The sequence below is a fragment of the Asticcacaulis sp. SL142 genome (assembly GCF_026625745.1).
In the GTDB taxonomy this organism is placed as follows: domain Bacteria; phylum Pseudomonadota; class Alphaproteobacteria; order Caulobacterales; family Caulobacteraceae; genus Asticcacaulis.
On the sequence record NZ_CP113061.1, the window covers coordinates 3,671,604 to 3,684,166 of the forward strand.

Below are 12,563 nucleotides of genomic sequence, written 5' to 3' on the forward strand. Positions count from 1 at the left end.
ATATTTTGTATCATTATGTGGATATCCGTTCCGGTATGCCGGACGGAGGTTTCTAAAATTAGTAAGGTAAGGCAAAAGCCGCATCAAGGCTAAAAACGATCAGATGTGGCTCGAAACTGATCGGAATGGATCAAATTTAGCGTTATCGGCTGTGAATTTTTGCCTGAAAATGATCGCGTGGTGAGTTTTTAAATATAAAATGCCTATCATATACGGCAATGGCTTGTCCAAATGCCGCATAAAGATGAAACGCCTGTTTCGGAAATTGACGTCTAAAACCGGCCCATGCTGGTCTGGAGGTTCTGGTGTTGGGACAGCGGTGTGTTACCGGGGTCAAGCGGCGACATATGCCAGCCATCACCCACCGGCTCAAACCTCACCGGCGAGGCATTGGGGCTGGTGTGCATTTCACCCAGATAAAGTTTGCTGACGACGCGGAACGGGATGCCGTGAAAGACAAACAGGCTGATTTCGTTGTTTTTTCTGTGATCAATCAGAGACGATGATACACGCGTGAATACGTCGCTCAACGGTTCGGCATCGAGCGGGTAGTGGCGGCCATCCAAATCAGCTTCGGGGTTCATGATTTCGCCCATGTCTCGGCGCAGGATTTCGACTTCGGGCAGGGTTAGTCCCTCAAAGGCGCCGAAATTGCGCTCAATCAGGCGCGGGTCGGTCTCGACCTCAAGACCTACGGCATGGGCGACGGTCTCCGCCGTCTCCCGCGCCCGCGACAGGGGCGAGGTCACGATCTTGGTCAGGCCCTGTCCGGTCAGTAACTGCGCCGCGACCCGCGCCTGCTCACGGCCAATCTCATTGAGCGCAATGTCGGTTGAACCTTGCAGCCTGAGCGCGGCATTCCAGTCGGTCTGGCCGTGGCGGAGGACGTAAAACATGGCGTAGGCTCAACATTTATTGCGGATTCGTTGTCTGATAGGATGATTTGCTTATAAAGCCTACCCTGCAGACAAATTTTCGCAATATGGCTGTCTAGTGTACCGGCCGATTGTTATCTGAGCGAGATCCCAACCAAGCGCACCGGTATCACATTGTTTTGGATATATAGCTTGAAATCCGGTGATATCGCCAGGTTACCGCTCATGGGGTACGACCAGACACTTTGCCGTGTCACTAAATCGATAGCATACACCGCTTTATCAGTACTTATGAATGCCAGATTATCTGCCAAGACAACATTGCCCACGAAGGAGGTGTCTGCAATTGGCGGAACCCATGTCCAAGCCACGCTTCCATCGCTTTCGTTAATGACTTCAAAGCGTGGCGGCGTATTTTTCGCCGTGTAAATCAAGCCCTTGGCATAGGCAGGTGCAATCGAATATCCCTGCGTTGTCGCCATAGTACGGATTTGTTGGCTATGTCAAACCTTATCAAGGGCCTGGACGCATAGTATCCCCCTTGGCCACTGAGGGCAATGACCGTATTATTAGCTGCGATTATAGGGCTGCCGTAATAATCGTATCCATTCCAGGTGCCCAAGGGATCGGTAATGGCAGCATTCACCGCCCCGGTCGCGCGATTAAAAACCATAAGGCCAGAGCCTGATGTATAATAGACATATGCGTCGTCTACGGCTGGGGATTGACCGCCCCAGGCGTTTCCTATCGTAGACATGGTTCGCCAGTTAATGTCGCCGTTTAGGTCTGAGTGACTACTCACTTCTCCGCCATAATAACCAGATGCGACGTAAAAGTTATCTTTAAACGGCACTGCAGCACCTGGCATGGTCCACTGCGCATAAAATATCGACTTATAAAGGTATGTGCCTTTAACGGCATCAAAGACATAAACGGCATTGTCCTGCGAACTGCCGATGGCAGGAACATAGATTTTACCATTATGCGACGATGGTGTCCCGATACTGGCAATGTTTGGAATACTGGTGTTCCAGTTTGTAGTGCCAGTTACTTCGTTAACGGCAAAAACAGTTCCGGGATATGAGAAGGAGCTGCCACGGGTGATGACCACGTTGCCGCCGTATGTGGTTACGGCACTTATTCCACTCCCTGTGCTTTCAGGATGGTTCCATTCCCATGCCTTGGCAAACTTGGTTGGATCAAGCGTGACATGCACATAGCCGGTGTGAGAGGTGTTTCTCTGGTGAGTCTGCCAATCCTGTAACTTTACGTTTATGTAGTAATTATAAGTGGTCGCTGACCCTGCGTGGACATTGGTGCAGGCCACTTCGCGGCATAGCCGGAACGTGATATTGCCTTTGTAGTCGCCACCACCAAGGTCCGGCAAGGTTTGGGCCGTGATTGTGTAGGTGCTGCTGGTGGCACCGGCGGCAGCCGTTACCGAAGCGAAAACGGTTTTATCATACTGCACATCAGCTATGGCGCCTGCGGGAATAGTCCCGCTTAATGTCGCCGTAGTCGTCAAGATTGTCTGCGTATTACCTTCGGTAGCAGACGCGCTGCCGCTGGAGGCTGACAAAGATATCTGCAAGGGAGGAGGGGGCGGTGCGCTGCTTCCACCGCCTCCACCACCGCCGCACGCCGACAACATGAGCGCGGAGCTCATGGCAAAAAAGGTCTTATTCATGGTAAGTCGCCCCCGTAGTATTCGGTATTATATTAAGTTTTTTAAATCCGGGGTGTCAAGGGGGCTGCGCACAACTTTAGGAAGGCGCGGGCGTATCCGGCAGGTCTTGGTACTCTAATCAAAGCTTTGATTTGATACGGGCAGCGAGGTCTTTGAGTTCGGCGAGATCGGCCATCTGACCGGACGCATGGGCGCGTGGGGCGGTGTCATCCCAGGCCGGGATAATATGGAAATGAATGTGAAATACCGTCTGTCCGGCGGCTTGCCCATTGAACTGAGCGATACGGATACCGTCGGGCTCAAGTGCTGATCTGACCGCGCGGCCGATTTTTTGGGTATGGGCGATCAGGTATTGCAGGTCTTCGCAGCGAATATCAAACAGGTTGCGCGCCGACACCTTGGGGATCACCAGCGTATGGCCCTTGGCCTGCGGGAAAGCGTCCATAAAGCTCAAAATCCGGGCATCCTCATAGACCTTGGCGCACGGAATATCGCCGCTTAAGATCTTGGCGAAGATGTTCTTTGGGTCGTAGTCACCGTAAAGGCTCATGAAATCGGCTCGTCCATCAGGGAATGAGGTTATATAATCTCTCTAAAGGACTATGCCTTGCCCGCCAAGACAGGTAATGAGAGCGAATGTTGAATTGGGTGCTTATTGCCGCGGGTGGCGCGATTGGCTCGGTCGGGCGGTACGGATTGTGGCGCGTGAGTGCGCTTTATCTGCCGATGGGCGGCTGGCCCTATGCGACCTTTGCCGCCAATGTGTTGGGTGGGTTGCTGATGGGTGTGCTCATGGCCTTTGTCATGCGCGCACAGGCCCCGATGGAGGTCGAGCGTCTGCGGCTGTTTGTTGGCGTTGGGATTTTAGGTGGGTTCACCACCTTTTCGACCTTTTCGCTGGAGGTCGTGCAGATGCTGGAGCGGCGCGACTATGTCCTGGCCGGCAGCTATGCGTTATTATCTGTTTTACTGGCGGTGGGGGCCGTCATTGTCGGTCTTTATCTGACCCGAAAGTTTGTGTTTTAAGATGTCGAACGAAGTCAAAACCCTTTATGTCACTGACGGCGAAGACGGCGTGCGCGTCGATAAGTTCTTCAAGCGCCGCTGGCCGCACATCAACCACATCCAGCTCAATAAGCTGCTGCGGTCGGGTCAGGTGCGCGTCGATGGTGGCCGGGTCAAGGCCGACACCCGCCTGAGCACCGGATCGACCGTGCGCGTGCCGCCGCTGCCCGCCGCCCCATCTGAGGATCAGCAAAAGCGCGAACGGGCGACGCTCAGCCCCCATGAGATCAAATACGCCAAGTCCTTAGTGCTGTATGAGGACGAGGACGTTATCGCCATCAATAAGCCCGCGGGGCTGGCGGTTCAGGGCGGCACCAAGACCAAGAACCACGTTGATCGCCTGTTGTCGGCGTGGGGTGAGGGGCTGGAGCGCCCACGTCTGGTCCACCGCCTTGACCGCGATACGTCCGGCGTCCTGCTGCTGGGTAAGACCCCCAATGCCGCCGCCCGTCTGGCCGGAGCGTTTGCCCGTCGTAAAGCCCATAAGACCTATTGGGCGCTGGTCGCCGGTAACCCTAAGCCCGAAGAAGGCTATATCGACACGCCTTTGATCAAAAAGGGCTTTAACGACCGCGAAATCGTCATGCCTGCTGATATCAAAGAGCAGGGCGCCGAGGCGGCTGAGACCGAATATGTCACCATTTCCCGCGCTGGTCCGCGCGTGTCATGGATGGCCCTGCGCCCTCATACCGGCCGCACCCATCAGCTTCGCGCCCACATGAAGGCGATCGGTCATTCGATCCTGGGCGATCCGAAATATGCCGATGAAAAATCAGGCGAACTGAGCGTCGGCTTAGGTCTGCAACTGCATCACCGCCGGATTGAACTGCCGCACCCGACTCACGGGACGCTGATCGTCGAGGCGCCACTTGATCCGGTGATTGAGGCGGGCTTTGCGCGCTTTGGGTTTACGCCCGATGAAGCCGAGACCGACCCGTTCGCCAAATCGGGCAAGAAGCGGTCACGGTAAATGGTTTAGGCGAAGTATTACCGCTGTAATTTGTATGATCATTATTGTGCAATTTTTGCGTTATTTGTAGTTTCAATTTGTCAAATTTGATCTAAATTGATTGTTTAAATACATAATAGATAAAAGTAAGCCCCGATGAGTTTGAAGCTGGCGGTTTTTGATGTGGACGGCACCCTGGTGGACAGCCGCGGCCCGATTTTACAGGCCCTGATCGAAGGTGCCAGCGCCGTGGGGCTTGCTGCGCCATCCTATGAAGAGGCACGCCACATTGTCGGTCTGTCGTTGGTTGAGGCTCTGCAACACCTGCGACCAGAGGCTGATGCGGCCCTGATCGATGCCTATGCTCATGAGTACAAACAAGCGTTTTTACGCTTTCATGCCGATCCGGATTTCCGTGAAATTCTTTATCCCGGTGCCGAGGCGACCTTACTGCGCCTTAAGGCCGAAGGCTGGTTGATTGGTATGGCGACCGGCAAATCGCGCCGCGGGGTAAACCGCGTGCTGGATGTGTTTGGCTGGCGCGACCTGTTCGATGCCACCTATTGCGGTGATGATGGCCCGTCAAAGCCACACCCGTTTATGGTGACGGAAAACATGCGTGTATTGGGGGTTGATGCTGCCCAAACCCTGATGATCGGCGATGCGTCGTTTGATATGCGTATGGCTCGTGAGGCCCGCGCCTATGCCATTGGGGTGTCGTGGGGTTTCCATACGGTTGAGGAACTGGATGCCGCCGGTGCCCATCAGATCGTGCATGATTTCAATGAGCTGGACGTGGCACTCAACGCTTTTGAGGCCCGCGCGGTTGCGTAAAGCGCTCAGGCGCTCTATTTGACAGCTATGAACGAGCCCAAAGATAAACCCGCCAAAGACGCTGATAAGATCGGCTTTCGCCCTAAGCGCTTCTGGAAAGAGGCCGCGTTTGCGCACACGCCCGAAGGTTTTGCGGTGACACTGGATGGCCGCTCCGCCAAAACGCCCGCAGGCAAAACTCTGGCCCTGCCCAATTTCGCGCTGGCCGCCAAGGTCGCTGCAGAATGGAACGCGGTCGGTGAGGTTGTTGAATTTAACGACATGCCGCTGACGCGCCTCGCTTACGCCGCTATCGACCGTATGGGCGATACGCTGGAGGAAATGCTGAGGGAAATCAATCGCTACGCCGAAACCGACCTGTTGTGCTATCCGGCGGACTATCCAGAGGAGCTGACAGCGCGCGAATCCGCAGGCTGGGCCCCTGTGCTGAACTGGGCTGAAAAGGAACTGGGCCTGCGGTTTGTACAGAACCTGTCGATTGTCCATAAGCCGCAACCGGAAGCGACCGTGGCGGCGCTAAAGGATCTGGTGGCGCAGGCCAGTACCTATGAACGGGCCGGGATCATGGCGGCAACGCCACTGTTTGGGTCGGTCATTTTGGCGCTGGCTTTGTTCAAGGGGCGCGTGACGGGCGATGAGGCGCACGCCTTGTCGCGCATCGGTGAGGCGTTTCAGGCCGAGACTTGGGGGGATGATGCCGAAGCGCGCGCCCGCGCAGAGGCCCACCGGGCGCAGGCGCAAAGCCTTGAGGACTGGTTTAAGGCGTTAAAAGTTTAGGCCCAATGTTAGGCCCGATAATCGTGATCGTGGCGGGCCACACGGCGGCGCACATCGATCTGACCGATCATAGTCAGAAGCACGATATGGAAATCGGCAATCAGCGCCCACAGCGGATAGATAAGCTTTGAGCCGTCATGCTTTTCGACGACGGTGTGGGCGATCCAGGCCAGAGCGTAACTGACAATCAATCCCGCCAGAAACAGCAGGGGATTGCCGTCCCAGATCGCTACCAGAAGCGTCGCCACACTGATAGCTATGGCCGCATAGTGCATAAGCCGCGACAAGGGCTGGCGCGGATGACTTAAGTAATGGTCGAAAAAGTGGATATATCTTTTGAACTGGGGCTCGGCTTCAGCCTGCGGTTGCGGGGTTTCCATCTGTCCTTAGTCCTTATTTGAAATGCGGATACTTTTATCGGATCAGTATTGGTCCACGATTATGGAAGTTCACAGGCGCATTGGCATAAGACGTCGCGATAGCCATATCTGGCGTGGACTTAAACAGAATAATACCACGCTATGTATTCAGACGGCAGAGGATTGGCGGTTAACAGTCATCACACCTTTGTGTGCGGTGTTTTGTGACCGTCAATTATCTTGTTTGTTAATATTCGTTTGTAGCTGCCCGACGGCTTGGTCAGCCGCGCTCAAGAGCTTGCCTAAGTGTTGAATGTCAGCATGTGAGGGTGAAAACTCAACGCTACGCAGGTAATCGATCAAATTTGAGCGTGCTGCGGAGGGTTGCTCGACAATTTTAATGCCTTTGCGACGGTCATACATATGCCCGTGATCAGCAAAATTTGCGCGGGCGGCGCTCAAAGAGTATCGTCTGTTAGGTTCGCGACGAACATCATTGGCATCGTGATCATCCTGACCGTCATCTTCCCACCAGCAGATCACGCATATTTCGCCGCGTGGTCCACGAGCATTTAATGTCGGAAATTTACAGCACGGGCAAAGGGTTGGACGAGGATAGGTCATATCTTGTACTCATAATCTTTCACCCGGTAATTGGCTAGCCTGTTTGATCCAGTTGGTAAACTGGGCCTCATCGAACGGGCGGTCCTGATAGATGTCGAGATAGCGAACCTCGGCCTGTTTCGATTTACTGGGCGGCACCGGGGCGAGTGAGGTGCCGCGAAAGAAGGTTACCTTGACGTACTTGGTGAAACAATGGAACGCCACGAACCAGTGGTCATCGCGGACGCCGTAAAACGGTGTGTTCCATTTGACGGCCTTATGCACGCCGGGGACGGTCTGTTCGATGAGTGCATCCAGGCGGCGGCCTATATCGCGCTTCCACTCCGGCATAGCGGCAATATAGGCCTGAACCGGCCCGTCGCCATAGCCCTTTGGGATTTGCGGATTACCGCCGGACAGTAGAACGGGTTTATCGGTTTTTGTCTCAGTCATCAGGGCCTCCCGGTGTGGCGATCGGCCATATAACCATGATATCGCTCACGGACGGTTACAAAACATAATTTCAAATGTGACTGGGTGAGGGCTGGACTTTATCTCGCAGATGCAATAATGACAGCGCTGTCATAGATGTTTTGTGTGTTGTCTGGAGAAAAATTCATGGAAAAGTTGTTTGAAAACTTTATCGCCGCCCTGATCGCCATGGGCTTTGCGCCCGGCTCAGCGTCGAACTAAGTCTGAGATTTCGTCTCATTCCCCGTCCGTCAGCCCTTCGGGCTGCCACCTCCCCATCTTTGATAGGGAGGAGATTTAAGAGAGATTTTTAAATGGTGAGCCTTCTTTACTACTACTTTCAATATAAGCAGCAACAGCGTCGCGCTCGCGGTTGAGGTAATGCTCGATCGGCGTGCGTAACGCCTTATCGCGAATATAATGGGCGGAATAGACCGCCTGCGGCAGATAGCCCCGCGCCAGTTTGTGTTCGCCTTGCGCCCCGGCTTCGACCCGCTTGAGGCCATGCGCGATGGCATAGTCGATGGCCTGATAATAGCAGACCTCGAAATGCAGGAACGGCACCTGGCGGTTACAGCCCCATTGCCGGCCGTACAGCGTATCGCCCCCCAGATAATTGATTGCCCCGGCAATCGGTTGATCCCCGTCATAGGCAAAGATCAGCACGATCTTATCGCGCATCCGCTCCGTGATCAGGCTGAAAAAGTCGCGATTGAGATAGGGGCGGCCCCATTTGCGATCAGACGTATCTTCAATAAATTCATACAGATGATCAAGGTGGGCTTCGGTTATGTCCGTGCCCGTAATGACGCGCATATCCAGATGGCTGAGGTCGCGCCGTTCGCGCCGGATGACCTTGCGCCGGTTGGATGACAGGGCGGCCAGAAAATCATCAAACGTGCCGTAGTCGCGATTTTCCCACCAGAACTGCTGATCCTGGCGCAACAACAATCCCCTTTCGCCCATCATTTGCCATTCGTCGTGGGTGGGGAAGGTGACGTGCAGAGACGACAGCCGGTTGTGGTCGCACAGGTTTATGGCGGCGCGCACCAGTGCCTGTTTCGTTGCGATATCCGCCGCCAGCAGGCGTGATCCGGTCACGGGTGTGAACGGCACCGAGGCTTGCAGTTTTGGGTAATATCTACCGCCCGCACTTTCATAGGCCTGCGCCCACGACTGATCGAAGACATATTCGCCATATGAATGGGTTTTGACATAGAGTGGCATGGCCCCGCGTAGCGCCCCGGCTTCATCGCGGCCCAGCAGGTGGACAGGTTGCCAGCCCGCGTCTTCGCCGACGCAACCGGTGGCCTCCAGCGCCTCAAGATAGGCGTGGCTGGTGAAAGGGTTGGCGTCGATTGTCAGTGCATCCCACTCTGAGGCGTCAACCTCGCGCAGGCTGTTGCACAGGGTGATGGTTAGGGAGGGCTGATCGGTGTCGGGCATAAGGCTAATCTAGTTCGCCTTTGCGAAAGCACAATGAAAAACCCGCAGATTTGTGCTCTGCGGGTCTTATACGTTGGTGACGTGAGGTGGGACAGATACCCCTCCGTCATTTTCGCAATCGCTCAAATGCCACCTCCCCATGAAATGGGGAGGAGATTATTACCGCCGGTCCTTGACCTCGATCTGGGCATCGATTTCGACCGCGAAACCCAGCGGGATCTTATACATGCCAACGGCCGAGCGGGCGTGCTTGCCCGCTTCGCCCAGCACCTCAACCATCAGGTCTGAGCAGCCGTTGATGACCTTGGGGATGTCGTAAAAATCAGGGCCGGCCTGCACGAACGCATTCAGTTTCAGCACGCGCACAACATTATCGAGGTCGCCGTCACAGGCGGCCTGCATCTGGGCCAGCAGGTTCAGTCCGCAAATCCGGGCGGCTTTCACGCCGTCTTCCAGCGACACGTCAACGCCAACCGTGCCCTTGATGCCGCCGTTGGCATCGACCGAGATCTGGCCCGAAATGTTCACGATATTGCCGGTGCGGGTATAGGAGACGTAGTTGGCCACCGGCGTGGCGGCGGCGGGCAAAGTGATGCCGAGGGAGTCCAGGCGGGCCTTAACTTGAGACATGGAGGTTACCTTTGTGAGTGGGCAGGGTGGTTGGCGCCTTATAAGCCAAACCCCAAGGCTTTTAGAAGCGGTAATTTTCAGCAGGCTTAGTGTGTGGCGGCCATAAGATACCGTTTGCGTTTACCTTTTGTTACCTTCCTTTTCACCTCGCCTTAAGACAGTTGGTGTAGAGATTTAGCCTAAAGGTGAGCGAATCGTCTCTTTGAGGCGGGCTCTATATGGAATTGGTGATGACCCCTAAAAAAGTCCTGATCGTTGAGGATAACGAGCTGAACATGAAGCTGTTTCATGATCTGCTTGATGCGCAGGGCTATGAGACCCTGCAAACCCACGAAGGGCTTCAGGCTCTGTCGCTGGCGCGTAAGCACCTGCCGGATCTGATCCTGATGGACATTCAGTTGCCGGAGATTTCCGGTCTTGAAGTCACCAAGTGGCTGAAAGAGGACGATGAACTGTCGCATATTCCGGTGGTGGCGGTAACCGCCTTTGCCATGAAGGGCGATGAGGAGCGCATCCGCGACGGCGGTTGTGAGGCCTATATCTCAAAGCCGATTTCGGTGGCGCATTTTCTGGATACCGTGCGGCGTTATTTAGGCTGATCGGGTAGGGATCATGACCGCCAAGGTTCTTATTGTCGATGATACCCCCGCCAACGTAAAGCTGCTTCAGGCCAAGCTGGAAGCGGACTATTACGATGTGATCGTGGCGGCAAACGGTGATGAGGCGATCTCAAAAGCGGTGACCGAACAGCCGGATATCATCCTGCTCGATGTTATGATGCCGGGCATGGATGGTTATGCCACCTGCCGCTGGCTGAAAGACCATGCCGCCACCAGCCATATCCCGATCATTCTGGTCACGGCCCTTGACGGCCAGAGCGACCGGCTGTCCGGTTTAAAGGCTGGCGCCGATGATTTCCTGACCAAGCCGGTGGATATTGCCCTGCTGACCGCGCGCCTGCGCTCTCTGGTGCGGCTTAAGGTCATGATCGATGAATTGCGCCAGCGCGAAGCCTCCAGCCGGCGCCTGGGCATGATCGATGAGGCTGACCGTCAGCGCCAGATGTCGGCCCCCGGCAATGTCTTTATCATCGATGACAATGAACGTCAGGCCGAGCGGTTGATGGGGCTATTGGGTGCCAATCACCGCTGCGCCTACGAGACCGATACCGCCCGCGCGCTGGAGATTGCCGCAAAAAGGGTCGATCTGGTGATTATCAACCTGTCGGCCAGAGGGTTTGATCCGCTGCGGCTGATTGCGCAACTCAGGTCACATGAGGCCACACGCCACAAGCCGATCCTTGGCATTGCCAGCGCCGAAGACCGCACCGGCCTGCTTAAGGCGCTGGAACTGGGTGCTAATGACATTATCGTGCGTCCGGTCGATGGGCAGGAACTGTCAGCCCGCGTCAAAACCCTCATTCACCGCAAACGCTATGCCGATCATCTGCGGGTATCGCTTGACCGCACCATGGAACTGGCGGTGACCGATACTCTGACCGGCCTGAATAATCGCCGCTTTATGGATCATCAGTTGCTGCGTCTGGTCGCCAAGGCCATCAAGGGCGGGCCCAAGGTGTCGCTGCTGCTGGTCGATATCGACCACTTCAAAAAGGTCAATGACACCTATGGCCACGACGGCGGCGATGAGGTCTTAAAAGAATTTGCGCGCAGGCTCGGCCACAATGTCCGCGCTATTGATCTGCCCTGCCGGATGGGCGGGGAAGAGTTCGTGGTGATCATGCCCGAAACCGAAGCCAAGGATGCCGCCATGATCGCTGAGCGAGTGAGGGCGCAGGTGGCGGCCAAGCCGTTTGAACTGGCCGATGGGCGCACGCTCGATGTGACCATATCGGTCGGGGTGTCGACCTCCAAGGGTGCGGGGGATACACCTGATACCCTGATGAAACGCGCCGATCAGGCCGTTTACGAAGCCAAGCAGGCGGGCCGGAATAGGGTTATCGTCAAAGCCGCCGCCTGAGAAAAATCGCGGTATTTGGACTATCTGGGCGTCGCCGTCGCTGGCAGGTACAAAAGTACCTGCAGCGCTAGGCTCCTGCAGCTAGTCTCAAATCTCACGATTTTACCTTATGCAAAAGGCTGAAAACTCACGATTTATGCACATCGCGAAATAGCAGCATGTCTTTGACGCGGCTTGATTTCTCGGCATCAAAACCGCAGGTTTCCGGCCCGTCTTGAGGATTGGCATAGGTGCCAAACAGCATGTCCCAGACTGGCAGACCATAGTTTTGGCGGTGATGATCGCGTTGGTGATGAATGCGGTGCATTTCCGGTCTTTGGGTGATGTATCCCAGCCATCTGGGGGTACGCTTATCGGCATGGGCCACCAGATCAAACAGCACCGCCAGGATGAGTGCCAACGCCAGAGACAGGCCGTTTACGCCCAAAATGCCGTAAGCAACACCCACGTTCAAAAGCACCGCCATCAGGGAATCGAGGGGATGAAGATAAAATGCCGTCAGGGCTTCTATTCGTTGCGGCGCGTGGTGCAACTGATGAGTAAGGCGCCACAGTGTATCGGATTCATGGGTGGCACGGTGCCACCAGTAGGCCAGAAGGCTTGATAATAAAAAGGCAAGTACCCCGCCTGTGACCGGGTCGACATGCTGCTGCATATGCAGGAAAGACGATTTTGAGATCAGTGTCTCGAACACGAAGCCTGCACCGACAATCACCGCGAAGTTCACAGCGTTGAGTCCGCCCGCGATCAATTGCCAGCGCTTGTCACAGGTCGCCCCTGATGCCGGGGCAATAACTTCATGAGTAAATATGAGGGTGAAAGTTAGAGCGGTAATAAAATAGACCACAATCATAAACCCGTCCCCCGGATGCGAAGCCTGAGCTTTA

The 12,563-nt window shown here is 55.2% G+C and carries 16 protein-coding genes; 6 read left to right on the forward strand and 10 right to left on the reverse strand.

Translation table 11 applies throughout. The features are described from left to right. Positions 1-272 precede the first annotated feature (272 nt). From OVA03_RS16760 to OVA03_RS16775, 4 genes are all read right to left on the reverse strand, one after another. A complete protein-coding gene (locus OVA03_RS16760) occupies positions 273-896 on the reverse strand; it encodes a histidine phosphatase family protein (RefSeq protein WP_267526167.1) in 624 nt (207 codons plus the stop codon). A gap of 113 nt (positions 897-1,009) precedes the next feature. Further along, complete coding sequence (locus tag OVA03_RS16765) at positions 1,010-1,357, reverse strand: hypothetical protein (protein WP_267526168.1); 348 nt, start codon at positions 1,355-1,357, stop codon at positions 1,010-1,012. After that, positions 1,306-2,562 (reverse strand): PQQ-binding-like beta-propeller repeat protein, encoded by a 1,257-nt coding sequence (locus OVA03_RS16770; RefSeq protein ID WP_267526169.1) that lies wholly within the window; start codon positions 2,560-2,562, stop codon positions 1,306-1,308. Before OVA03_RS16770 ends, OVA03_RS16765 begins: the two co-directional genes overlap by 52 nt. Positions 2,563-2,680: 118 nt before the next feature. Next, positions 2,681-3,112, reverse strand: coding sequence for an HIT family protein (locus OVA03_RS16775; RefSeq protein ID WP_267526170.1), 432 nt, complete (start codon positions 3,110-3,112; stop codon positions 2,681-2,683). An 86-nt stretch (positions 3,113-3,198) separates the two neighbouring features. On the opposite strand from OVA03_RS16775, the gene OVA03_RS16780 reads away from it, so the two are divergent. The 4 genes from OVA03_RS16780 (at position 3,199) to OVA03_RS16795 (ending at position 6,187) form a co-directional block, all read left to right on the forward strand. Beyond that, on the forward strand, positions 3,199-3,588 hold the full coding sequence (locus OVA03_RS16780; protein ID WP_267526171.1) for a fluoride efflux transporter FluC: 390 nt from the start codon (positions 3,199-3,201) through the stop codon (positions 3,586-3,588). Position 3,589: 1 nt separating this feature from the next. After that, entirely contained in the window at positions 3,590-4,597 is a 1,008-nt protein-coding gene (locus tag OVA03_RS16785; RefSeq protein ID WP_267526172.1) for an RluA family pseudouridine synthase, read from the forward strand. Between the two features lie 135 nt (positions 4,598-4,732). Then, positions 4,733-5,410, forward strand: a complete 678-nt coding sequence (locus OVA03_RS16790; protein WP_267526173.1) for an HAD-IA family hydrolase — start codon at positions 4,733-4,735, stop codon at positions 5,408-5,410. Between the two features lie 27 nt (positions 5,411-5,437). Beyond that, positions 5,438-6,187: an ATP12 family chaperone protein gene (locus tag OVA03_RS16795; RefSeq protein WP_267526174.1), complete on the forward strand. Its 750-nt coding sequence runs from the start codon at positions 5,438-5,440 to the stop codon at positions 6,185-6,187. Between the two features lie 8 nt (positions 6,188-6,195). Here OVA03_RS16795 and OVA03_RS16800 read toward each other — a convergent pair whose 3' ends face one another. The 5 genes from OVA03_RS16800 to OVA03_RS16820 all read right to left on the reverse strand — a co-directional run bounded on the left by OVA03_RS16800 (position 6,196) and on the right by OVA03_RS16820 (position 9,696). Next, a complete protein-coding gene (locus OVA03_RS16800) occupies positions 6,196-6,567 on the reverse strand; it encodes a DUF962 domain-containing protein (RefSeq protein ID WP_267526175.1) in 372 nt (123 codons plus the stop codon). 210 nt (positions 6,568-6,777) lie between these two features. Further along, entirely contained in the window at positions 6,778-7,170 is a 393-nt protein-coding gene (locus OVA03_RS16805) for a CPCC family cysteine-rich protein (RefSeq protein ID WP_267526176.1), read from the reverse strand. 9 nt (positions 7,171-7,179) lie between these two features. Beyond that, complete coding sequence (locus OVA03_RS16810) at positions 7,180-7,602, reverse strand: DUF1801 domain-containing protein (protein ID WP_267526177.1); 423 nt, start codon at positions 7,600-7,602, stop codon at positions 7,180-7,182. Between the two features lie 315 nt (positions 7,603-7,917). Continuing rightward, positions 7,918-9,066: a GNAT family N-acetyltransferase gene (locus tag OVA03_RS16815; protein WP_267526178.1), complete on the reverse strand. Its 1,149-nt coding sequence runs from the start codon at positions 9,064-9,066 to the stop codon at positions 7,918-7,920. 159 nt (positions 9,067-9,225) lie between these two features. Next, positions 9,226-9,696, reverse strand: a complete 471-nt coding sequence (locus OVA03_RS16820) for a RidA family protein (RefSeq protein ID WP_267526179.1) — start codon at positions 9,694-9,696, stop codon at positions 9,226-9,228. A gap of 230 nt (positions 9,697-9,926) precedes the next feature. Here OVA03_RS16820 and OVA03_RS16825 point away from each other — a divergent pair, with 230 nt between their 5' ends. Continuing rightward, positions 9,927-10,295, forward strand: coding sequence for a response regulator (locus tag OVA03_RS16825; RefSeq protein WP_267526180.1), 369 nt, complete (start codon positions 9,927-9,929; stop codon positions 10,293-10,295). A 13-nt stretch (positions 10,296-10,308) separates the two neighbouring features. Continuing rightward, the gene (locus tag OVA03_RS16830) at positions 10,309-11,676 is read left to right on the forward strand and encodes a PleD family two-component system response regulator (RefSeq protein WP_267526181.1); all 1,368 of its coding nucleotides are present in this window, start codon (positions 10,309-10,311) and stop codon (positions 11,674-11,676) included. Between the two features lie 127 nt (positions 11,677-11,803). Here OVA03_RS16830 and OVA03_RS16835 read toward each other — a convergent pair whose 3' ends face one another. Then, the gene (locus OVA03_RS16835; protein ID WP_267526182.1) at positions 11,804-12,529 is read right to left on the reverse strand and encodes a sterol desaturase family protein; all 726 of its coding nucleotides are present in this window, start codon (positions 12,527-12,529) and stop codon (positions 11,804-11,806) included. Between the last annotated feature and the right edge of the window lie 34 nt (positions 12,530-12,563).

Bases quoted from the DNA above. Each gene is read 5' to 3' on its own strand.
- OVA03_RS16760 (WP_267526167.1), bottom strand. From the start codon at position 896: ATGTTTTACGTCCTCCGCCACGGCCAGACCGACTGGAATGCCGCGCTC.
- OVA03_RS16765 (WP_267526168.1), bottom strand. From the start codon at position 1,357: ATGGCGACAACGCAGGGATATTCGATTGCACCTGCCTATGCCAAGGGC.
- OVA03_RS16770 (WP_267526169.1), bottom strand. From the start codon at position 2,562: ATGAATAAGACCTTTTTTGCCATGAGCTCCGCGCTCATGTTGTCGGCG.
- OVA03_RS16775 (WP_267526170.1), bottom strand. From the start codon at position 3,112: ATGAGCCTTTACGGTGACTACGACCCAAAGAACATCTTCGCCAAGATC.
- OVA03_RS16780 (WP_267526171.1), top strand. From the start codon at position 3,199: ATGTTGAATTGGGTGCTTATTGCCGCGGGTGGCGCGATTGGCTCGGTC.
- OVA03_RS16785 (WP_267526172.1), top strand. From the start codon at position 3,590: ATGTCGAACGAAGTCAAAACCCTTTATGTCACTGACGGCGAAGACGGC.
- OVA03_RS16790 (WP_267526173.1), top strand. From the start codon at position 4,733: ATGAGTTTGAAGCTGGCGGTTTTTGATGTGGACGGCACCCTGGTGGAC.
- OVA03_RS16795 (WP_267526174.1), top strand. From the start codon at position 5,438: ATGAACGAGCCCAAAGATAAACCCGCCAAAGACGCTGATAAGATCGGC.
- OVA03_RS16800 (WP_267526175.1), bottom strand. From the start codon at position 6,567: ATGGAAACCCCGCAACCGCAGGCTGAAGCCGAGCCCCAGTTCAAAAGA.
- OVA03_RS16805 (WP_267526176.1), bottom strand. From the start codon at position 7,170: ATGACCTATCCTCGTCCAACCCTTTGCCCGTGCTGTAAATTTCCGACA.
- OVA03_RS16810 (WP_267526177.1), bottom strand. From the start codon at position 7,602: ATGACTGAGACAAAAACCGATAAACCCGTTCTACTGTCCGGCGGTAAT.
- OVA03_RS16815 (WP_267526178.1), bottom strand. From the start codon at position 9,066: ATGCCCGACACCGATCAGCCCTCCCTAACCATCACCCTGTGCAACAGC.
- OVA03_RS16820 (WP_267526179.1), bottom strand. From the start codon at position 9,696: ATGTCTCAAGTTAAGGCCCGCCTGGACTCCCTCGGCATCACTTTGCCC.
- OVA03_RS16825 (WP_267526180.1), top strand. From the start codon at position 9,927: ATGACCCCTAAAAAAGTCCTGATCGTTGAGGATAACGAGCTGAACATG.
- OVA03_RS16830 (WP_267526181.1), top strand. From the start codon at position 10,309: ATGACCGCCAAGGTTCTTATTGTCGATGATACCCCCGCCAACGTAAAG.
- OVA03_RS16835 (WP_267526182.1), bottom strand. From the start codon at position 12,529: ATGATTGTGGTCTATTTTATTACCGCTCTAACTTTCACCCTCATATTT.